The following is a 23,522-nucleotide window of genomic DNA, read 5'->3' as shown; positions in this document are numbered from 1 at the left end:
AAAATCGCTGCGCGAGCTTATTATCTCATATTCCACATTGCATAACAGACCAATTTTGAGTAAGTTTGCACATATTTTTAGATAATTAAATGACAAGTAGAGAAATTCGTCAAGCCTTTTTAGACTTTTTTAAAAGTAAAGGGCATCAGATAGTACCTTCAGCACCAGTAGTTGTAAAAAATGATCCTACATTGATGTTTACCAATGCAGGGATGAACCAGTTCAAGGATTTATTCCTTGGAGAAGCGCCTATTAAATTTCCACGTGTGGCAGATACACAACGTTGTCTGCGTGTTTCTGGTAAGCATAACGATTTGGAGGAAGTTGGTATCGATACCTACCACCATACTTTATTTGAGATGCTGGGAAACTGGAGTTTTGGGGATTACTTTAAGAAAGAAGCGATTGCTTGGGCATGGGAACTATTGACTGAAGTATATAAACTTGACAAGGATCGTTTATATGTGACTATTTTTGAAGGGGACGCAAGCGAAGGTTTGGACCGGGATATGGAGGCGTTTGATTTCTGGAAACAGTGGATCGCTGAAGATCGTATCCTGCTTGGTAATAAGAAAGATAATTTTTGGGAAATGGGCGAGACTGGTCCTTGTGGGCCTTGTTCTGAAATCCATTTTGATATGCGTAGTGCGGAAGAGCGTGCAGAGGTTTCGGGACAAAGCTTAGTCAATGCAGACCATCCACAGGTAATCGAAATCTGGAACTTGGTCTTTATGCAGTTTAATCGTTTGAAGGATGGATCACTTCAATCTTTACCGGCTAAACATGTGGATACAGGCATGGGGTTTGAGCGTCTTGTCAGATGTATTCAAGGAAAAACCTCGAATTATGATACGGATGTTTTTACACCAACCATTGATTTTATCGCGGAAAAGTCAGGGATAAGCTATGGTCTGGATGAGAAGACAGATATTGCAATGCGTGTGGTATCGGATCATATCCGTGCGGTGAGTTTTGCCATAGCGGATGGGCAATTGCCTTCTAATAACAAAGCTGGATACGTAATCCGCCGTATTTTGCGTCGCGCGGTGCGTTATGCCTATACGTTTTTAGGATTTAAAACACCGTTTATTAATGAGCTTGTTCCAGTTTTGGCGGCACAATTCAGTGGCGTGTTTGATGAATTGATCCAACAGCAGGATTTTGTGCAGAAAGTAGTCTTAGAGGAAGAAGTTTCGTTTTTAAGAACCTTGTCCACTGGTGTACAGCGTTTTGAAAATTATGTGGAAGATCATAACGTTATCAATGGTGATTTTGCATTTGAATTATACGATACATACGGTTTTCCGATTGATTTAACGGAGTTGTTGGCGCGTGAGAAAGGACTGTCTGTTGACATGGAGGGCTTTAAGCAGGCGCTTCAGATCCAAAAAGATCGCTCCCGTGCGGCAACAGCAATTGACACTGGAGACTGGATTCTTGTCAATGATGATGAGGGTTTTGAATTTGTTGGTTATGATACCTTGACTGCAAAAACGGAAATCGTAAAATACCGTAAAGTTGTTGCAAAAAATAAAGAGCAGTATCAATTGGTGCTTTCCGTCAGTCCGTTTTATGCTGAAGGGGGCGGGCAGGTTGGAGATTCCGGTGAACTGGTCTCAGAAGAAACAGGCGAAAAGATCTACATTACGGATACCAAAAAGGAAAATGGAATATTTGTCCATTTTACCAATAAATTGCCTTTGGATCTGAATGGTACCTTTATTGCGCAGGTAGACGCTACTAAACGACTGGATACCGAGAATAACCACTCTGCGACGCACTTATTGCACGCGGCATTAAAACAAGTATTGGGTGCACATGTAAATCAAAAAGGTTCATTGGTAAATGCTGATATCCTGCGTTTTGATATTTCTCATTTTGCGAAGATGAGTGACGACGAGATCAAACAGGTTGAAGATATCGTAAATGCTAAAATCCGTGAAAATATTCCATTGAAAGAAGAACGTCATGTGCCTTATCAACAAGCGCTGGATTCAGGTGTAACAGCATTGTTTGGAGAGAAATACGGTGATTTTGTGCGGGTAATTACTTTTGAAGATTCGTTCTCTAAAGAATTATGTGGTGGAACACATGTAAAAGCAACAGGTCAGATTGGATTCTTTAAGATTGTTTCTGAATCAGCTGTTGCGGCAGGCGTGCGTCGTATTGAAGCCATTACAGGTACACGCGCTGCTGCGGTAATTCGTGAGCATTTTGAATTGGTACAGCATTTAAAAGAACTCCTGAATAATCCAAAGGATTTTGTATCAGCTTTGGGTAAGATCATCGATGAAAATGGTGCCCTGAAAAAAGAAATTGAAAAAAGCATTACTGAAAAATCTTTGGCTTTGAAATCTGATCTGGAAGCAAAGATCGAACAAGTTGGCGATATTAATTTCTTGGCAACATTGGTAGATCTTCCGAATGCAGAAGCTGTGAAGACCTTAGCTTATGCGGTGAAAGGTGCTGTTAATAACCTGTTTTTGGTTATTGGGGCGGAATTTGATGGTAAGCCAAGTCTAACGGTTGTGATTTCAGACGATTTAGCAAAAGAAAAAGGTTTAAATGCAAGCAATATTGTTCGTGATCTGGCAAAAGATATCCAAGGTGGCGGCGGCGGACAACCTTTCTTCGCGACAGCTGGTGGTAAAAATTCTGCCGGATTGAAAACGGCTATTGAGCGTGCGAAGGAATTTTTAGGTTAGATTTGAGTTTTTAGGCCGGAGACTTAGGTGCTTGTTGAATAAGCTTCAAGTAGAGCAGAGGTCTCGTCAAAATTCTATGATATGAAACTATCTTATTTATTCAAACCGAGGATAACGATTTCAAGAATTCGCTGCAGAGCAAATCATGAATGCGTCATTACAGGGAGAGGAATAAATAGGATAGTTTTTTCAGTTTAAAAGGAAACCGAGTGCAATGACATTTATTTATAGATGGATCTATAGCGCTCACAAAACGATATACAGATGAGAAAGGCAGTTTTTTTAATAGTTGGTGTGGTAGGATTGATGTTCGGTTGCCAGAATAAAGAGCAGTTTACTATCGAAGGAAATATAGACAACCCGGGTAATATAAAAGTTGTTTCCTTGTACGAAGGGGATACCAAACTTGATTCGATGTTCTTTGGCGACAATAACAAATTTCAGTTTGTGCGTCAGGCGAGCCAATCGAGATTGTTGTCGCTGCGTGTTGGTAAAAATCGCTACGATCTGATCGCTTCTCCGGGTGAGACCATTTCATTTAAAGCAGATTTGCATAAGGATGTTAATGATTATCTTGTTGAAGGCTCTGAGCTGTCGAAAACGATACAACCATTTGCCAAGGAAAGGAATCACCGTGATTATGTACAGGATTCTCTACAGACTGTATTTTCTAAATTAACGGCAAATTCAACTGCTGATGAAATAGAAAAACTCCGTGCTGAATATAAAGCTAAATTCGCGAATGAGCTTCGGGAGTATACCCGTAAAGCAGTCGATTTTTCTGGTAAACATAATGATTTAGCCGGATTTTATGCGATCTCAACACTGGATCCAGAAGTAGCAGAGGCTGAGATTATTGCTTATGCCGATAAAATTAAAGATGAATTTACGGAAAATAGATATGTGACCCAATTTAAAGAGGAAACTCAAAAGTTGAAGAAAATGGCTATTGGGCAACCGGCGCCGGAGTTGATCTCCTTTACTCCCTCCAACAAGGAAGTGAAGTTGTCAAGCTTTAAAGGAAAGTATACGCTACTTGACTTTTGGGCTTCCTGGTGTATGCCTTGTCGTCAGGAGAATCCCAATCTTGTCAAGCTATACAATGCTTATCACGCCAAAGGTTTTGATATCCTATCTGTTTCATTTGACGATAATCCCGGTTCATGGATGCGAGCTATCGCAGATGATAAGCTGACATGGACACATGTGTCTGATTTAAAGGCCTGGAGTTCGCCGATAGTAGTCGATTACCGTGTAAAAGCATTGCCTACATCGTATATTCTGGATCCAAACGGTATTATTATTGCAAAAAATCTGCGTGGTGAGGAGCTAGCTGATTTTTTGAAGAAAACAATTAAGTAATCAATGTGTTATTGTTAATTGAAATATTACTTAATGATTTGGTAACATTAGATTAACCGATTGTTATCATTTTGTTCATATTTTAGCAGAAAAATAAGACAAATGAGTTCTTCGAAACAAAAGATTTTAATTGTTGATGACGAAAAAGATATCTTGGATTTAATTGCATTCAACTTAAATCGTGAAGGTTATCAGGTCTCTACAGCGCAAAATGGGGAAGAGGCAATACAGGTTGCCAAACAGGTCAACCCGGACCTAATCATCCTGGATGTGATGATGCCCAAGATGGACGGTATTGAAGCTTGTCGCATTATGCGTGCTATGCCTGAATTCAAGAGTACCTTTATGGTATTTCTGACAGCCAGAAGCGAAGAATATTCAGAAATTGCGGGATTTCATGTTGGAGCGGACGATTATATCGCTAAGCCAATTAAGCCGCGCGCGCTAATGAGCCGTATCAATGCGATCTTGAGACGAAATGCATCGGAAGAGTCTGATTCAACAGCCCAGGATAAAATCGAGATAGCTGATCTGGTTATCGACAGAGATTCATTCTTAGTTTACAAAGGAGAGCAAAAGATTGTGCTTGCCAAAAAAGAGTTTGAATTGCTTTACCTATTAGCTTCCAAACCCAATAAAGTCTTCACGAGAGAGCAGATTTTAAAAAGTATCTGGGAAGATTCGGTGGTTGTCACCAACCGGACAATCGATGTACATATCCGTAAACTTCGTGAAAAAATAGGCGATGATTATGTGACCACAGTCAAAGGCGTGGGCTACAAATTTGATAAAGAATAATAGAGGAGGCTTCGGCCTCTTTTTTATTGGTGCATATTTTATCCTTGAACATAGCATTGAACTCGCCGACCACTTTATTGACGAATAAGATTCCGTAGTCAATTCATAGTGCTCACAAAAGGGTTGTTTCCTATCTTGATTTTTCTTTGGCTGGTAACCTGATAATCGAAGTTGAATGCGATAGATCTTCTCTAATTTTTATCGAATTATTTAGCGAACTCTTTGGGCAGATAACTTGATATCACGGCAACAAATCTTTACTTTTGACAGATACCAAAGTAAAAAGATCAACATGTCATCTATTCTTATAAAATCTGCGCAACTTGTTAATGAAGGTAAAGTTGAGACAGCTGATGTATATATCAGTAATGGTCGAATCGAAATGATCGCACAGGAGATAAATCATCCTGCGGATCAGGAAATCAATGCGGAGGGACTGCACATGTTTCCCGGATTAATTGATGATCAGGTTCATTTTAGAGAACCCGGATTAACTTATAAAGCGGATATATGGCATGAAAGTCGCGCTGCGGTCGCAGGTGGCACAACCTCTTTTATGGAGATGCCCAATACAGTTCCCAATACCCTTACGCAGGAATTGCTCCAGGATAAATACGATATTGCAGGAAAGAATGCATTAGCGAATTACTCATTCTTTATGGGCGCTGCTAACGATAACTTAGAGGAGGTATTGAAAACCAATCCACGTGATGTTTGTGGTATAAAGGTATTTATGGGGTCCTCGACCGGAAATATGTTGTTGGATAATGAAATGGCTTTAGAAGGTATTTTTGCTAACGCTCCGACATTAATCGCTACACATTGTGAGGACGAAGCAACGATCAAGGCTAATCTGGCAAGATTTAAAGATCAATATGGTGAAGATGGGCTGAAGATTGAGATGCACCCTTTGATCCGCTCTGAAGAGGCTTGTTACCTGTCTTCATCCAAGGCGGTGGAACTGGCCAAAAAGCATGATACAAGATTACACATCTTGCACATATCAACAGCAAAGGAGATTGCGCTATTCCGGAATGACATTCCTTTAAAGGACAAGAAAATCACTGCGGAAGCCTGTATCCATCACCTTTGGTTTTCCGATCAGGATTATGCAACAAAAGGAAATTTTATCAAGTGGAATCCGGCTGTTAAAACGGCTAATGACCGCGATCATATTCTGAAAGCGGTATTGGATGGACATATTGATGTGATTGCAACAGATCATGCCCCGCATACCATCGAAGAAAAAACACAGCCTTATGCTTCAGCTCCTAGCGGAGGGCCTCTGGTTCAACATGCTTTACAGGCCTTATTGGATATGGTTAAAGCCGGTAAAATGACCTTGCAGCAACTGGTTCAGAAGTCTGCACATAATACAGCGACATTGTTTCAGGTGGAGGATCGGGGCTATATCCGTGAAGGATATTGGGCAGATCTTGTACTCGTGGATCTGAATAAACCCTATACCGTTTCAAAATCAAATATTCTTTCTAAATGCGGGTGGTCTCCATTTGAAGGCCACACCTTTAGTTCAACCATTGAACATACCATTGTGTCTGGTAAAGTCGCATTTTCCAAAGGCCAAATTATTGAGAAAGGAGCTGGAGAGCGTCTATTGTTCAATAGATAAGTTAGCGTAGTATGCAGAAAAGGGCTTTTATAAAATCAATTGCTTTGGGCGCATTGGCTATTCCGGCGTTGATGGCAGGGCGCTCGACAGAAATCGCCACGGAGCTAGCAGGGCCAGCTTCTTTGTTGGCAAAGAAGCTACAGCTTGGGGATACAATCGGGTTGATAACTCCAGCAGGTGTGTTGGATGACGAAGAGTCGATCATTATTGCGCGCGAGATTTTTGAGACATTGGGTTTTAAAGTGAAGGAGGGAAAACATATCCGTAGCCGCTACGGTAATTTGGCGGGAACAGATCAGGAACGTATTGCTGATCTACATGATATGTTTGCTGATAAGACTGTCAAAGCAATTGTCTGTATCAGGGGAGGTTCGGGAACTTCCCGCCTTCTGGATAGACTCGATTATAAGATGATTGCTCAAAATCCTAAAATTTTGCTGGGTTATTCGGATATTACGGCGTTAATTTTGGCTTTATATGCGAAAACCGGACTTGTTACTTTCCATGGTGCGGTCGGCATAAGCACATGGACAAAGAAGCTTGCAGAGGCTTTTAATGCGCAATTTATAACGAACAAGCCCGCGGTATTTGAAAATCCCAAATCGAAGGGGGATAATATCGTTCAGACCAAAGACCGGATTGCCACAATTTCTCCCGGTACTGTCGATGGTGTACTGCTTGGCGGAAATATGACGGTATTGACCGGATTATGTGGTTCGGCTTATCTACCCGATTTTAAGGATAAGATCCTTTTTATTGAGGAAGTGGATGAAGATATGGAACGTGTTGACCGGATGTTTTGTCAGTTGAAAAATGCAGGAATATTAGCTGTGATCAAAGGTTTTATTTTTGGGAAATGTACCAATTGTGAACCATCGGGCGGCTATGGTTCAGTCACATTGGATCAACTATTCAATGACTATATTAGGCCCTTAAACGTGCCCGCTTATAGCGGTGCTGTCATTGGTCATATCGCAGAGCAATTTATTCTTCCGGTGGGTATAAAGGTAAGAATGGATGCATCACAAGGGACGATTACTTTACTTGAGGCCGCCTTAAAAGATTAACATGAATTTAGTAAAAGAAGATTTCATCAAAGCCTTTTCTTTATACGAAGAAAAGGCTTTGCAATATAGAAGGTTTAAACATGCTGATATCTTGCCTCTTTTGCAAGCAAAAGAGATCCAGAAGCGATTTACTGTTGAAGAAATTGGACGATCAGTTGAAGATCGTTCAATTTTTAGATTGAAATATGGACAGGGGGCAACCAAGGTACTGTTGTGGTCGCAGATGCATGGTGATGAACCTACGGCTACAATGGCGCTATTTGACCTGTTTAAGTTCTTTAACGGTGAGGCGGACGGTTTTGATACTTTTCGAACGGAGATAGCGGAGAAATTGACTGTATATTTTATTCCGATGTTGAATCCCGATGGTGCAGAACGTTATCAGCGTAGAACAGCTATCGATGTTGATATGAATCGTGATGCACGTGCGGCCGCCACAGTAGAAGGAGCCTTGCTGAAAACGCAGGCCATGTTGCTTAAACCAGACTTTGCTTTTAATCTTCACAATCAAAATAATTATTACAATATTCCCGGTACGGCAACCCCGGTTACCATTTCCCTATTGGCGCCCGCATACGATTATGCCAGAAGCGTGAATGAGGTTAGGGCAGATGCTATGCGGGTAATCGTGGGAATAAATAACATATTACAGGAGTTTATTCCGAATGCTGTCGCGAAATATGATGATGAGCATACCCCTCGTGGTTTCGGGGACAATTTTCAAAAATGGGGTACGAGTACAATCCTTATTGAATCAGGAGCCTATGCCGGCGATACAGAGAAACTGGAAGTCCGAAAGTATAATTTCATAGCGTTGCTGAACGCCTTTCAAGAAATTGCTTCGGGATCTTATTCTGTACATGATATTGCTGATTACAACGCGATTCCTTTTAATGATGAAAAGCTTCATGATGTTTTGATCCGAAATCTAGCCATTGAAAAAAACGGTAAGAAGATGCGGGTGGATGTCGCTATTCGGCAGAATGAAAAAACTGTAGATGATGGCTATTATGTGGAAGGACTGATTGAAGACATCGGCGATCTGCAGGACTTTTATGGATATAGCGATCTTGATGTCGAAGGACTCCAATTTATTCCTGCAAAATTGTATTCGGAGCGGATATTTTCACTGGCGGAATTAAGTTCGTCAAAGGTAGCTGAATTGTTGAAACAGGGGTATGCTGCAATAAGGGTTTCCGATAGGGTAGACGGCGGGATGATGCACGCCTTCCCGATACAGATCCTGACGGATACCCATTTTAAAAGTGGAATGAGCCCGATGATAGGGGATGATGCCAATTTTTTTATCGGATCTGACAGTGAAATACGATACGCTTTGATCAATGGTTATCTGATTGACCTGATATTACCATTGGGTGCTGGTGTGAAAAATAGGGTGAAATAACCTTTTAAACCATCTTGTTCCCCGATTTCGATTATTAAATGCTGATGCATAAATGCGCGATTCGCCCACAATTTTAAAATTGATGGGCTTTTTTAATTTGCAAAACTTAGGCCGACTTTCTTTATTTTCTTTTGATTATTCTTTAACTATTTTTATTTTTTTTGATATTTTAATAGAGAAATAATGAAAATTTTACATTTATCTCTATTTTTTTATATTTGCATGGTGGTAATCTACTTAATAAGAAGAACTAACTAAAAAAACCATCCTCACTAATTATGTCAAGAAAAACAAAATTATTTTTCGTACTGACTTTAGTTGCATCAAGTGGAGTTTCTTTCGATTTACAAGCGCGATCGAATCCAGGAACTTCAATTGAACGTGAAGTCATTCAGCAAGAAATTACTGGTCAGGTCAGCGACAAGAATGGGCCTATTGTAGGCGCCTCTGTTGCTGTAAAAGGATCTGCCATAGCGACCTATACGGATCAACAGGGCCATTTCAAAATCAGTAAATTAAATCCGGGCGCGATTCTGGTTGTTTCCTATGTCGGTTATAGATCTCAGGAACTTAAATATGAGGGGCAAAAGAACCTTGCTATTGTGCTGGATGCTACGTCGACGGACCTCGATGAGGTAATCGTTGTCGCTTATGGAACTGCAAAAAAATCGACCTTTACAGGATCTGCAACAGTCGTTAAAAAGGAGCAGTTGGAAAAGATCGGTGGATCGGGGTTTGCCGAAACACTACAGGGAATGAGTCCCGGGGTTAGTGTGACGAATAATGAAGGTAATCCGGGGGGCGATTCACGCATCCAGATTCGCGGGATCAGTTCCATGAGTGGTTCATCCAACCCATTGTATGTGGTTGATGGTATGCCATATGATGGTCAGTTAACGTCTATTGCTCCTTCGGATATTGAATCCATTACCGTATTGAAAGATGCGGCGGCTTCTTCGCTTTACGGATCAAGAGCTGCCAACGGTGTTATCGTAATCACTACTAAGAAGGGTAAAAGTGCTAAACCTACATTAAACTTTAAATCCGCTTGGGGAACCTCAGACAATGCTATTGGGAACCCAACCAAAGCTACGCCCGAAGAACAACTTTTAAATACTTGGGAGGGAATGTATAACGACCAATTTTATCGTTACAACAGAACTTCAAAAGAGGCTGGAGACTGGGCCTCTGCGAACGTGCTCGGCAAATTACTGAAAAAAAGCAGCGCCGGTGTATATGTTTCTCCATTTAAGGATATCAATGAAAATTATGTGCTTCATGATGGCAATGGTAACCCTTATATAAATCCCAAACTCCAAAAGATCTGGAACGAATCTGATTATGATTATTATGGCGCTGTATTCTCCCGTAAATTGAGACAGGAGTATAATCTGGATGTGAGTGGGACAGCCGGTGATGGGAAAACCAATTATTTCTTGTCATCAAACTATTTGGATGATAAAGGTTATGCGATGAACCAATATTTTAAACGCTATGGTTTCAGGGCGAACGTGACCTCGCAGGTGACCGATTGGTTGCAGTTGGGGGGAAACATGTCTTTTTCTTCTTCCAGACAAAATCTATCCGGAGCAAGCAGGGCTCTGGATTTTAGTACAACCCTGACCTCACCTTGGTTGCGTAATGCCGACAATACAGATTGGGTGTATTCCGAAAAAACCGGACGGCGCATGTATGACTATGGTACTTACGGCAATAACTTTTTTGGAATCCATGTGTTGAATAATGGCGGTGATTACTGGGATAATCCAAATGATGAAGGATTTACCAATAACCAGCGCAATATGATCTCAGCCCGTTACTTTGCGGGGATTAAATTGCCCTACAATTTAAACTTTAAATCAAGCATTAGCATAGATAATAATGTTTATAAAGAGTTTACTTACGGTTCGGCAGTGCATGGCCCGGGTCAACAGGCCCCTTATGGGACTAGCGTATTGACCAGTGGTGGAAGCGCTGGTCGGGTAAATAACGAAACACGTGCTGTAACATTCAATAATATTTTGACTTGGGAGCAAGATTTTGGTGCGCATCATCTATCTGCGTTGGCTGGTCAGGAATCCTATACCAGAAATGTTGTGGGCGATAATGGCTATGGTGAAGGTATTATGCAGCTTGGGCAATATGAACTGACTTCAACAACAACAAACTGGTCTGTTGGTTCATACAAAGACCGTTATGCCTTATTATCTTATTTGGCTAAAGTAGATTACAATTATGATGACAAATACTTTGCATCGGTCTCTTTCAGACGCGATGGATCCTCTCGTTTTCATCCGGATAATCGCTGGGGGAACTTCCTATCGGGTGGTCTTTCGTGGAAGATATCAAAGGAGAATTTCTTAAAAGAGGCGACCTGGCTGGATAATTTATCGTTCCGTAGCAGTTATGGTACTACTGGGAACGACCGATTGATTCAACGTCAGCTTAATGGTGTAGCAGGAGGTGAATTCTTATACGCTTATCAGGCCTATTATAGTGCCGATAATCTGTATGGATTGCCAGGGTTAAAACCCAATACTGTCGCTGCCCCTGACCTGCAATGGGAGAAAAATAAACAGTTTAATGTTGCTGCAGATTTTGCATTCTTAAAACGTTTTTATGGAACGATTGAGTACTATTCCAGAAATTCAACCGACCTACTTTACTATAAGGAATTTCCGCTTTCGGCACAGGCAGGTGCTGCGATTGGACAGAATATGAACCTTGGCAATCTGAAAAATAGCGGCTTCGAGTTCTCTTTAGGTGCTGATATTTTCAGAAAAGATCATTTTAACTGGAAAGTCGATGGCAACCTATCGACCTTAAAAAATGAGGTCACCTATCTACCTAGTGGAGCTTTCACATTTAATAACCGGGGTGCGGGTTACCGTCTTGAAGAAGGACATTCCTTATATGATTTCTACATGGTGAAGAATGCCGGCGTTAATCCGGATAATGGTAATATGCAATATTGGGTGAAGGACGATAAAGGGGGCTGGAAGATTTCTGAAGACTATGTTGGTGAGGTTACCTCCGATGATTATCAGTGGATCGGTTCGGCATTGCCAAAAGTATATGGTTCATTGACCAATAGCTTTAAAGTGCATGGATTGGATTTCTCCTTTATGTTCTACTATTCGCTTGGCGGAAAGATGTATGATTATTCTTATTCTGAGCGTAGTACACTCCGTGGTGGTGTAGGGGTGACTCAGGAGCTGGTTCAGGATCGCTGGCGTAAACCCGGGGACCACGCACTACTGCCAAAATGGTCAGATGATAATTATGCTTCGACACGCAGGGCTTCAGATTTTTATATTTTCGACAATGACTATGTACGTCTGCGTAATATTACGCTTGGTTATTCCATTCCTAAAAATACCTTGCAAAGAATGGGGCTGGCGAATGTTAGGTTTTTCGTATCTGCAGATAATCTATTGACTTTCGGCTCCGCAAAAAATCGATATACCGAGCCAGAAACAGGTCTGTCTGGTAATAACTATAACGGTAATGCGGATACGGACAATGGTCGGCAAGGAGCCAGAAGAATCTATACCGGTGGATTACAGGTGACATTTTAAGACGGAATAAATCAACGAAAAACTATAGAAGGCTCTTATGTGCTTGGTACGTATCATCACGGCCATGCTCGTGCCTAATGATCGTTTTATTATTTAAAAAATATTTTGATGAAAAAGATATTCAAAACCATAAACTTTACAATTTTAGCCTCGTCATTACTTTTTATGGGGAGCTGTAAGGACTTTTTGGATGCCAATACTTCTGTTGATACCGAAGAAGGAACGGCATTATCCAGTGCGGGACAGTTGCAGATGGTGCTGACTTCCGCCTACCGACAACTTTATTTTAATGACCAGGGTGGGGACCGTGTTTATGCGGGCTTACCGGGATTACAAATGTATGTGGATCTTGGCGGAGCTGATATTGTCAGCCATACAAATATGGGCGGCAACCAGGTGGATACCTATAAATATGAAGCATCAAGAACGCAGACTACAGGTACTTCGGATGCAATTTGGTCGATGATGTATAAAATCATTAACCAGACCAATAAAATTATCCACGCCATACCAGCAGCACAGGGCGATCAGGCTACAAAAAATCAGATTCTTGGTCAGGCAAAAGCGATAAGAGGAATCTGTTACTTTCACCTGATCCAGAATTATCAACAGACTTATATGATCGCTAAGCAAAAAAAAGGCGTCATATTACGTTTAGATCCGAAAGAGGATATCAACTTGCCTAGAGCTACCGTTCAGCAGGTTTACGATCAGATTCTAGCTGATTTAGGAGATGCAAAAAAACTGTTAAACGGATTCGATCGTGCAGATAAATGGACGATTAATGAGGATATCGTTTCCGGACAATTGGCCAGAGTTTATCTGGTGATGAACAATTGGCAGGGGGCTTTGACTGAGGCGACAGCAGTTTATAATAAATATAACAAACTGATGACACGCGATCAATACCGTAGCGGTTTTGACGATGCGATTAGCAATGCTTATCCGGAAGTTGTATGGGCGATGAAGTTTACCGCTACGAATAATTTAGGCGGCGGTACTCAGTTTAACTTTTGGTATAACCAAGATGAGAAGTATGGTGAAGGTTATACCGATGGGCCGATTTACGCTTTCCTGGATTTCTTTGCCGATGGACAATATGAAAAATTATTTGAAAAGACCGAGGACCGTTATCAATTCTGGAAGCGTACGAAAAATGCAAACAAAGAGTGGTCTACAAAATGGGCTTATGATAAATACAAACATTATGGCGATGCCAACGGTGCTGTACAAGGAAATACGAGACCAGAAGTTACGCTGATGCGTGGTTCGGAAATGCTATTGATTATGGCAGAGGCTGCGGCGCATTTAAATAATGGAATGGGACTTACTTACCTGAATCGCCTACAGGTAGCCCGGGGGGTGAAGAACCTGACTACTGCAGCGGCGGGACAGAGTTTATTAGAGGCGATTTATGTAGAGCGACGTAAAGAATTACTCTGTGAAGGAGTGACCGGTTTATATGATCTGCTTCGCCTGCAAAAGCCTTTGGTACGTATTCAGGAGACACCTAGCTATGTGGAAGGGCATTATACCTGGGGAATGTCCAACCTGGACGGTTATGATCCGAAGAGTCCAAATCCTACAGGAACACTCCCTTCGAACGATTATCGCTTTATCTGTCAAATTCCGCAGTTGGAAATGACGCGAAATACGGCTTTGAAGGAAGCTGATCAAAATCCGTTTAAGGGACAAGGTCAGTAAAAAGTAGCACAAATAGCATGTGTGAAACGGTACTGTCCAAAAGATAGCCATACCCTCTTTTAGAATTAAACTTTTAGAAAAAACTGTGGCGGGTATGAATAAAATAAAGCGGGGCTGCTCAGGTAGGGCAGCCCCGCTTTATGATTATTAATAATTTAGTAACTCGGGTTTTGTTGATTTGCGATAGCCGGATTCGCGTTCATTTCATCCAGGGAAATTGGAAGAATCGTTTTGAAAAAAGTTCGGTCTATTGTCTTTGGTCTATTGGTAGTACTTATATTACCAAGATCATCGTCAAATGTGATCGACTTATTCCAGCGCATCATATCGAAGAATCGGTGGCCTTCGCCCAGGAGCTCTTTGCTTCTTTCATCAGCTATCATATCCAAAGTAATTGTACCGGATGTTGCAGCATCCAGCTTCGGAGATCTTTGACGAATAGCATTCAAATAGCTTGCTGCAAGGCTTTTGTCTGGAGAAGATTTCAATAATGCGGACTCAGCAGCGATGAGGTAAATTTCTGATAAGCGGATGACTTTGATATTCACTGCAGTGCTATTTGAGGTTGAATTTTTGTCTCCGACAAGAGTAGTGCTTCCGCTATACTTGTATAAAGCACCCAGATGCGTGCTGCCGACCTCATCAGATGCCATTACTCCCCATCTAACATCCGTGTCGTCAGTTTTAAGTTTCGCTAGGAACGGGTCTGCGGCGATAAAATTTCCCAAAATAGCCGCACTTCCATGTCCTTTTCTACGAAACATCGCCCCAAGAGAATTGACACCTGCGTCGGCTTCATTAGGATAAACACCAAGTTCAAGGATCGATTCTGTACCGAACATGCTGGTCCAGGATTTTACCCAGTCTGCATTGCTGTATAAAGTATACACTTTGGAATCGATTATTTCCTGGGTAGCTTTTAGTGCATTGTCATAATCATTCATATAAAGATAGACGCGCGCCTGCAATGCCTTATTGGCAAAATAGTTAATATACCCGTTTGTTTTTGACTTAGACAGTAAGTTTTCTGAATCCTTAAGATCCTGTAGGATCTGCTTGTAATTTTCTTCGACGGAGACGCGTTTTTCCTGCGCGTTGTATTCAAGTACTTTCGTGACATTGGGAATACCCAAGGATGACTTCTCCATATTATACGGCTTGCCATATAATCTCACCAGGTCAAAATTAATTAATGCCCTAGCTGTTAATGCTTGTCCTTTATAAGAAGCAAAATCTTCCGTTGAACCGGCTTTGACCAGTTTATCTATACTTGCTAGGAGATTATTAATTTGTACCAGTGAGTGGAATCCTTGGATCCAAATGTTCGCATAGGGATTTGATGATGCAGAATGGTTAAATACGTATAAGTAGTCGTAACCACGTCCTTGTGAGGCGATCGTAAAGTCACCACCTTTTGCATCCGCATAAAGTGGGAAATTTCTACCATAATAATCAACATTTGCCATTTTGCTCATTAATCCATTCATAATAACCTTTGCGTCGGCGGCAGTTTGTATAGATGTATTGGAATCTCCCATGTTTGTAGGGGTTACATCCAGAAAATTACTGCAGGAGCTAATTGCCAAAGATATGGAGATGCACGAGGCAATAAAAAGCTTTTTCATATTATTGTTTTTTATCTGTTAAAAACTAAACTCAACACCAAAAGTGTATGTTTTTGCCAGTGGTGTTTCCCATCCACGGGTACCAAATTGATTCACTTCAGGATCCATGTATTTATACTTGGAAAGCGTGAGTAAATTACTACCATTAAAGTATAGTCTGGCATTTGAAATTCCGGCTCGGCTTAATAATGTATTTGGTAATCTATAGCTTAAGGATATGTTTTTTAATCTGATATAGGAAGCATCAAATAATTGCCTGCTGCTGATTTGGTTGACGTCTTCTAGATCTCTACCAGTTACCATTGGATAAGTTCCACCCGTGTTGGATGGTGACCAAGAGTCTTCAATGAAGTATTGGGAATGTATCCGTTCCCAATAATAACCATCATCTGCAACATCTTTTGATGTAGCATCGTACAGTTTGCCGCCTATCTTGTAGGCAAAGTTTAATCCCAATGCAAAGTTTTTATAGTCAATATCCGAATTTATGCCACCATATAATTTAGGATTGGCATTTCCAATAATTGTCTGCTTAGCATTTTTATAATTATAAGTTGCCGCTTTTCCGTTAAACATGAATTCACCGGCCGTACCATCATTGGTATACCATACATTTTTCCCATTGGTTTGGTCTGTGCCAGCCCATTCCAGCCCGAAGAAAGACAAGGAAGATTCACCTTCACGGTATACGAATCTGGCCCTATTATCTCCACCGGTAGGGTCAAACCACACTATATCCTGTCCGCCGTATAGTTTTGTCACTTTCGATGAGATAAAAGTCGCATTGGCACTTAAAGTCCATTTCCAGTTTTCATTTTTAACAATATCTGAGCCTAATTCAATTTCTAAGCCTTTGTTGTTCATCTCACCCACATTTCTCAGGATGGACTTGAAACCGGTGATTGTGGATATCGGAACATCCTGTAGTAGACTTTTTGAATCCCTATTGAAATATTCGAGTGTACCAAAAAGTTTGTTGTTAAATAGCCCGAACTCCAATGCGATATTGGTCTGGTAATTTAGTTCCCAGGCGACGTCAGGATTACCCAGGTTGTTTAAACCACCTCCAGGTTGTGTCATATATTTATTGGAATAACTGGTCAGGTTTCTCCAGGCATAGTTACTTGTTGGTAAAGTTCCATTAGTTCCATAGGAACCTCTTAGCCTCAGATTATTGATTTGTTCAGTTTCCTTGATAAAAGATTCTTTTGCCAAATTCCATGAAGCTGCGAGCGACCAAAAATTGCCCCAACGCGGGCCAGGCCCTAATCGTGATGCCCCATCTCTTCTGAAGGAAGCTGAGGCAAAATACCGTTCATCAAAATTATATTCGGCTCTCGATAAAATGGACATCATATTGAAGCCTTCGGAATGTGCAGCGGCATCCAAAATACCTGCAGTAGTAACTGTGTGCAGTGATGAGGACGGAAGATCTTTACCTGTGGCTCGAATAAAATCTGTGGTGTTTTTTTCAGCTTCGAAACCCGCTAATAAATTCAAATTGTGTAGCCCGAAGCTTTTATTATAATTGGCAGTTGTTGATGAGACTAATTTCTGAATGGAGGTGGAAACTTCGGTGACACGACCATTGTCTGCCATACCGTTATAGTGTTTGGCACTGTAGTAAATATGGTCTTTAACTTCTGTATTATCGTAAGAGAAAATCGTTTTCAGGGTTAATTCTGGTAAGAGCTTTAGAGTCAGTGATTCTATGGCGGAAATTTTACTTGTTTTTGATGAGTTCTCCCATTCTTTGTTATAGTACAACGGGTTATAAGCAAGACTTCCATAGCGGGCGGTGTATTCTTTGCCTGTTTTATAATCGGTTGGCCAGTACATCTGCCATAACAGATTGCGCGTTTGATACAGGTAATTTGTTCCTGTATTTCGTGTATCGTTCATGCCGATTAATTTGTTCTTTGCATAGTTGATATTGGATCCGAATTCCAGGTATTTTCCGATTTTCTGTGTCAAATTGACCCGTCCATTAATGCGGTCAAAATTATTTTCAATAATCCTGCTTTTATCTTGTGTATAGTTCAACGATGCGTAGTAGCTTGTCTTCTCTGTTGCTCCACTGACCGATATATCGTTGGTATTGAATATACCTGTTCTAAATAATGCTTTATTCCAATCGTAATATTTTCCGTCCCGGTTTTCCACTCCGTCGGTTTTTCCGGAAATATGGACATTCTCCCATTGTGATATGCCATCGGTACTAAATTGGTATCCATGGATACCAAATCCATAGGCAGGATTTGGTTTGCCATAATTTGCAGAATTAGGATTCCATTCCAATGAATTCAGGCGGTTGAGCGTATTTTTGTTTGCTTGCTCTGCTGTCTGACCAGATGCTATACGAGAATCATAGAGGATACTATAGAGCATATTGATCTGATCTTGAACAGAAGCAGGTTCATTATTTTTTGTAGCCCAGGATGGGCTTATGCCGATGGAGGATTTAACATTGATCTTGGGGTCTCCATTTTTACCTCTTTTTGTTGTAATGATAATGACCCCATTAGCGGCCCGAGATCCATATAAGGAAGATGCAGCGGCATCTTTCAGTACGGAGATGGATTCGATATCACTTGGATTCAACGTACTCATTACATTGTTGGTATTAACAATGTAATCACCCATTTGCCCAACACTTCCAGAAACGACGGGGACACCGTCGATGACATATAGTGGATCGTTGGACGCGTTCATTGACCCAATTCCTCGGATACGTATGGCTGAGGTAGCTCCTGCTTGACCTGATCCATTTGATAGTTGCAAACCAGCGACCCGTCCAGTTAATGCTTTTTCAAAGGATGTGACTGGTTGTTTATCTATTGCGTCAGATTTTACCTGCGCAGCTGAACCTGTATAGGTGCTTTTTTTTGCTGTACCATAGGCGACGACGATCACCTCATCTAAGGCCTGTTCATTACTAACAAGGGTAACACTGATCGTTTTCCGGCCATTGACCTGGACTTCCTGGGTATTGTATCCGACCGCAGATAACAGGAGTGTGGCGTTGGAATTTGCGCTGAGTGTAAATAATCCCTGTTCGTTGGTTGAGGTTCCCTGAGCGGATCCTTTGACATTGATGGTAACTCCACTGATGGGATTTCCATTACTGTCCGTGATTTTTCCAGCAATCTGAATCTGTTGTGCATATAGAGACTGCATCGAGCTACAGGCTATGAGACACAACGTTGTGAGTACATGTGGTTTCATATGGAAATTATTTGTCTTTTAAAGGCCATATGGAATATCTTGTTGAGCTGCATCGGAGAGTGTGCTGTTTCAAACATGGATATTTCATAAAAGGTGTGAATTGATTAATTTAGTTTGTTAATATTTTGGTAAATCGGTTGGTGCTCGCAATTCCGATTGAGATTCAATGCAATGTTTTTCTTTAAAACAAAAACATTGCATTGAATATAATGTTATTTTCTTGAAATTCCAATTCCAGGACGATTAGGTAAGATGCAGTTGCCGTTAACTACCGTCATCCCATCATAGATATCGTTATCGATCAGCAGCGCCCCATCTAAATCTGCCCAATCGGTCAATGCTGCCAATTGTGCCGCTGCACTAATGGCGCATGAGGTTTCGGTCATACAACCGATCATTACCTTCATTTCGAGGGAACGTGCAAGTTCGGCCATTCGTTTGGCTTCACGCATGCCGGTACATTTCATCAGTTTGATGTTGATACCACTGTAGACACCTTTTAAAGCCGGTACATCAATCAATCGTTGGCAGCCCTCATCGGCGATAGTCGGTATGGGACTACGTTCGGTCAGCCAGGCATTATCGTCAAGCTGTTCTTTAGGCATCGGCTGCTCAAGGAATACAACATTTCGTTCCGCTAACCAATGTGCCATTTCCAAAGCTTCTTCCCGTGTTTTCCAGCCCTGATTGACATCTGCACATAAGGGACGGTCTGTTACCTGGCGAATAGTCTCAATGATCATTCTATCGGTATCCAGCCCCAATTTTACTTTTAGGATCTTAAACTGATCCGCTTCTGCGACCTTTTTGCGGATCATATCTTCTGTATCGATACCGATCGTGTAGGAAGTTGGGGGTATAAGATCAGGGTTTAGTCCCCATATTTTATAGAAAGGCTGGCCCATCATTTTACCAAGCACATCATGCAGTGCGATATCGATAGCTGCTTTAGCTGCGGTATTCTTAGTGGCTACTTGATCTACATAATGCAGGATCTCCTCGGTTTGGAAAGGGGAGTTGAATGCTGATAGATCAATTTGATTTAAAAAAGCGATCACACTTTCCTGCGATTCACCAAGGTATGGCGGCATGCTGGCTTCTCCATAACCTATAATGCCATCGTATTCCAGTTCGGTCAATACAACAGGTGTTGTACTTCGGCTGTAGGAAGCAACGGTGAAAACATGTCGCAATGTTAACGTATATGGACGGAACCGTAATTTAAAAGCCCCAAAGTCTTTGCTGATCCATTCAGATTGGTTACTCATCTTGATTTATTTGTTGACATAATAATTACTCTCGGCAACTTTTTGAATCGCAGCATCCTTCGCCCCTAAATAACGGCGGGCTGCTACTACAGTACGCGTTTGGAAGTCGTCATAATCTGGTGAATCTTTTAGCATACTGTTTATCCGGACTAATCCTGCAGCGTGGATAAAGGTACCATTACCAATATAAAGGGCTACATGGGTTACCCGCGCGTTAGGATTACTGTTTTTACCTGCAGCAAAGAATAGTAAATCCGCTGGTTTAAGGTTTTTAAGCGCTTTCTCCGGGTCAAAATGACCCTCACCGTCAAGGATATCGATCTTTTCGCCTGCCAGTACCTGCTGGGAGGCATCTCTAGGGATGACAAAACCATTCATAAAGAAACTTGTTTTGGTAAAGCCACTGCAATCGACTCCTTTAACGGATGTTCCACCCCATAAGTAAGGTAGTCCCAACATTGTTTTTGCACTTGCGATAATATTTTCCGCGGTGGGACGCCGTGAGTCCAGCCAGCTTTTTAGCGTTAGACTTTCAGTTTTTTTGATATAAGCTTTTCGGCCATCGGGATAAGAAACCGCATAAAAATTGCCTTTCTGTCCTGTTAATTTTAAAATGTCGCCATAAACCAGATCGGATACCCGCTGGCTCTTCTCATCAGTTTCGGAATAAGACTTTCCAAATTCAGCTGTGTAGATCAGTTTGTCCGCTTGTCGCCAACTGTCTATTTCGCTCTTGTCCATTACGGCTATTGATGAGCTGGGTATCCAGGCAATGTAGCCATCAGGTGTCCGTACGCGATATTCGCCACTTTTTTTCTGTAGCAGATCAACCTGTGTACCCAATAACACCTGGCTAGTGAGCTCAGCAGCATTATCGGGGAAGGTGCGCATGTTGGCAACTGATAGTTTTATGACTCCGGTAGTTTTGCCTTCCACACTCGCATCAGGCAAGAGTTGGATTTGGATATCGGCGGATATTTCTTTTGCTTTTTGTTCCAGCACGAACTTCGCATCTTTTTCAGTCGTTTCGAGGATATATTGATTTTGTGGGATATCCGCTTTTTGGATAGCCACAATTTTTGTTCTGCGATCTGGTGCAAATTCACGTTTTACGTTTTCTTGCAATTCTTTGATTTTGAAATATGTGGTGGAATCTACTTGCTGTGCATGGCCATGACTTGTGCCAATAAGACTTGCACAGGCTAAAATCGCAAATTTTAGTGTGTTTTTCATGCTGATTAGTTTGTTTCTAAAGATAGGATTAATTCACAATATAATGTAATATTTATTGTCGATTTTTAAGGGATTTGAATATTATGTTGCTAAAAAACGAATCTTTAGGCTTAATTTTAATTAATTTGTCCATTTGCTAAAACCATTTTGTATAATTGTTTATTGATAGCGCATGATCGAGTTTTAAGGCATTTCTATTTAAGTAACGAAGTGGTAAGGCGGAGGATAGCCTGTTTTTCTGTCGATACCTACGTTAAAAAGGAGATCAAGTGAGCTGATCAGTATTTTGGATGGTCGGACGTGAAGCGGGGCAAGCAAACGGCGGGCTACGATGCGGGGTATTATGTGCTTGTAGCGTAAGCATGCGGTTTTGTGCTGCGGGCTCCAATAGGGCTGCGACCGGTCTTTATAATTTCATCGCGATGAATACATAATTTCTGTTTATGGAAATCGGAAGATAATATATCTATGCTTGGATGCTAGGATGCGATCCGGTTAAGGGCATATAAAAAGATAAATAATTTACATATGAGTTCTAGACGTAATTTTATTAAGCAAGGTTTTATGGCGGCTACCGCGATAGGTACCTTGAGTGCATTCGATACAAAAGGGTTGGCGATTGCATCTAGTGTCAAGGTGAAGAAATATCCGATCGTGATATCGACCTGGGATTTTGGTATAGCGGCTAATAAAGCGGCATGGGAGATTCTATCGAAAGGCGGAAAAGCGCTTGATGCTGTTGAGCAGGGGGTACGCGTACCCGAAGCGGACCTGAAAAACATGACTGTAGGTAAAGGTGGTTATCCGGATCGCGATGGACACGTGACCTTAGATGCCTGTATTATGGATGCTGATGGCAATTGTGGTGCTGTAGCGGGTATGGAAAAAATCGGACATCCCATTTCTGTAGCACGTCTAGTGATGGAGAAAACGCCGCATGTCATGCTTGTGGGGGAAGGTGCCTTACAATTTGCGTTGGAAAACGGTTTTCAGGAGGAAAACTTATTGACGCCGGAAGGGGAGAAAGCCTGGAAAGAATGGTTAAAGGAGAAGAAATACAAGCCTGTCATGAATATCGAAAATAAAACTTTTGCTGCAGAGCGCCTCCCCGGCAATCAATATAATCACGATACGATAGGTATGTTGGCCTTGGATGCGGAGGGAAATATCTCTGGAGCCTGCACTACCAGTGGAATGGCATTTAAGATGCACGGCCGGGTAGGGGATAGCCCGATTATTGGAGCTGGTCTCTATGTGGATAATGAAGTTGGCGGCGCTACTTCGACCGGTGTCGGTGAAGAAGTTATTCGAAATGTTGGCAGTTTTTTGGTAGTCGAATTAATGCGTCAGGGGTACTCGCCCGAAGATGCCTGTAAGGAAGCGGTGATGCGTATCGTGAAGAAAAAGCCTGCAATTGCCAAAGAGATACAAGTTGGATTTTTGGCGATCAATAAAAAAGGTGAGTATGGAGCTTTTGCTTTGCAGGAGGGATTTTCGTATGCTGTCTGTGACAGTAAACAGCAGGATCTTTTGATCAAAGGAAAACATTATTATTAGTAAATAGATATTCATCTCTAGCTATTAGATGTAAGATTTTAGATAAATGATAGGAGGTAGGAGGTTTGCGAAAGAAGATCAAGGCCGGTTTTACAAGCGTCCAGATTTGATGTTCGGTCGTTAATCTTTGTTCTTTATCCTAATCCTTTGCGCTTTGTCGTTTTTCCGGATGCAAATTTGCATATAAGTAATAAATGTCGTCTTTGGAAAAGAAAGACGGTAGCTTTTATGTCACGGGGGTAGAGAAGTAAAGTCTAAATACTTGCTATTTAATAGGCAGTACTTAATTTAGAATACACGTTGAGGTTTGAGTATTAAATTTAATATTGATTATCTTTGTATAAGCGTTGTTTAAGTGAAAAAAT

Annotated in this window: 13 protein-coding genes; 9 read left to right on the top strand and 4 right to left on the bottom strand. The window is 41.4% G+C overall.

Features of this window, described 5'->3' with window-relative positions; translation table 11 throughout:
• Positions 1–89 precede the first annotated feature (89 nt).
• The 8 genes from alaS to ABDW32_RS15080 all read left to right on the top strand — a co-directional run bounded on the left by alaS (position 90) and on the right by ABDW32_RS15080 (position 14,249).
• Complete coding sequence (gene alaS, locus ABDW32_RS15115; RefSeq protein ID WP_343563803.1) at positions 90–2,705, top strand: alanine--tRNA ligase; 2,616 nt, start codon at positions 90–92, stop codon at positions 2,703–2,705.
• A 264-nt stretch (positions 2,706–2,969) separates the two neighbouring features.
• A complete protein-coding gene (locus tag ABDW32_RS15110) occupies positions 2,970–4,067 on the top strand; it encodes a TlpA disulfide reductase family protein (protein ID WP_343563802.1) in 1,098 nt (365 codons plus the stop codon).
• 102 nt (positions 4,068–4,169) lie between these two features.
• Positions 4,170–4,865 (top strand): response regulator transcription factor, encoded by a 696-nt coding sequence (locus tag ABDW32_RS15105; protein WP_077438355.1) that lies wholly within the window; start codon positions 4,170–4,172, stop codon positions 4,863–4,865.
• A 292-nt stretch (positions 4,866–5,157) separates the two neighbouring features.
• Positions 5,158–6,495, top strand: coding sequence for a dihydroorotase (locus ABDW32_RS15100; RefSeq protein ID WP_343563801.1), 1,338 nt, complete (start codon positions 5,158–5,160; stop codon positions 6,493–6,495).
• A gap of 11 nt (positions 6,496–6,506) precedes the next feature.
• Positions 6,507–7,562: an LD-carboxypeptidase gene (locus ABDW32_RS15095; protein WP_343563800.1), complete on the top strand. Its 1,056-nt coding sequence runs from the start codon at positions 6,507–6,509 to the stop codon at positions 7,560–7,562.
• A 1-nt stretch (position 7,563) separates the two neighbouring features.
• Positions 7,564–8,967 (top strand): M14 family zinc carboxypeptidase, encoded by a 1,404-nt coding sequence (locus tag ABDW32_RS15090; RefSeq protein ID WP_343563798.1) that lies wholly within the window; start codon positions 7,564–7,566, stop codon positions 8,965–8,967.
• 278 nt (positions 8,968–9,245) lie between these two features.
• Entirely contained in the window at positions 9,246–12,545 is a 3,300-nt protein-coding gene (locus tag ABDW32_RS15085; protein WP_343563796.1) for a SusC/RagA family TonB-linked outer membrane protein, read from the top strand.
• A gap of 108 nt (positions 12,546–12,653) precedes the next feature.
• A complete protein-coding gene (locus ABDW32_RS15080; RefSeq protein ID WP_343563794.1) occupies positions 12,654–14,249 on the top strand; it encodes a RagB/SusD family nutrient uptake outer membrane protein in 1,596 nt (531 codons plus the stop codon).
• A gap of 155 nt (positions 14,250–14,404) precedes the next feature.
• On the opposite strand, the gene ABDW32_RS15075 is transcribed toward ABDW32_RS15080, so the two are convergent.
• The 4 genes from ABDW32_RS15075 to ABDW32_RS15060 form a co-directional block, all read right to left on the bottom strand.
• On the bottom strand, positions 14,405–15,874 hold the full coding sequence (locus tag ABDW32_RS15075; protein WP_343563792.1) for a RagB/SusD family nutrient uptake outer membrane protein: 1,470 nt from the start codon (positions 15,872–15,874) through the stop codon (positions 14,405–14,407).
• Between the two features lie 18 nt (positions 15,875–15,892).
• Positions 15,893–19,099, bottom strand: a complete 3,207-nt coding sequence (locus ABDW32_RS15070) for a TonB-dependent receptor (protein ID WP_343563790.1) — start codon at positions 19,097–19,099, stop codon at positions 15,893–15,895.
• A 212-nt stretch (positions 19,100–19,311) separates the two neighbouring features.
• A complete protein-coding gene (locus ABDW32_RS15065; RefSeq protein WP_343563788.1) occupies positions 19,312–20,367 on the bottom strand; it encodes a dipeptide epimerase in 1,056 nt (351 codons plus the stop codon).
• Positions 20,368–20,373: 6 nt separating this feature from the next.
• The gene (locus ABDW32_RS15060) at positions 20,374–21,600 is read right to left on the bottom strand and encodes a C40 family peptidase (RefSeq protein WP_343563786.1); all 1,227 of its coding nucleotides are present in this window, start codon (positions 21,598–21,600) and stop codon (positions 20,374–20,376) included.
• 528 nt (positions 21,601–22,128) lie between these two features.
• On the opposite strand from ABDW32_RS15060, the gene ABDW32_RS15055 reads away from it, so the two are divergent.
• Entirely contained in the window at positions 22,129–23,157 is a 1,029-nt protein-coding gene (locus tag ABDW32_RS15055; RefSeq protein WP_343563784.1) for a N(4)-(beta-N-acetylglucosaminyl)-L-asparaginase, read from the top strand.
• Positions 23,158–23,522: the final 365 nt, after the last annotated feature.

The organism is Sphingobacterium sp. (assembly GCF_039596235.1).
In the GTDB taxonomy this organism is placed as follows: domain Bacteria; phylum Bacteroidota; class Bacteroidia; order Sphingobacteriales; family Sphingobacteriaceae; genus Sphingobacterium.
This window is presented reverse-complemented; position numbering and strand designations above follow the sequence as displayed.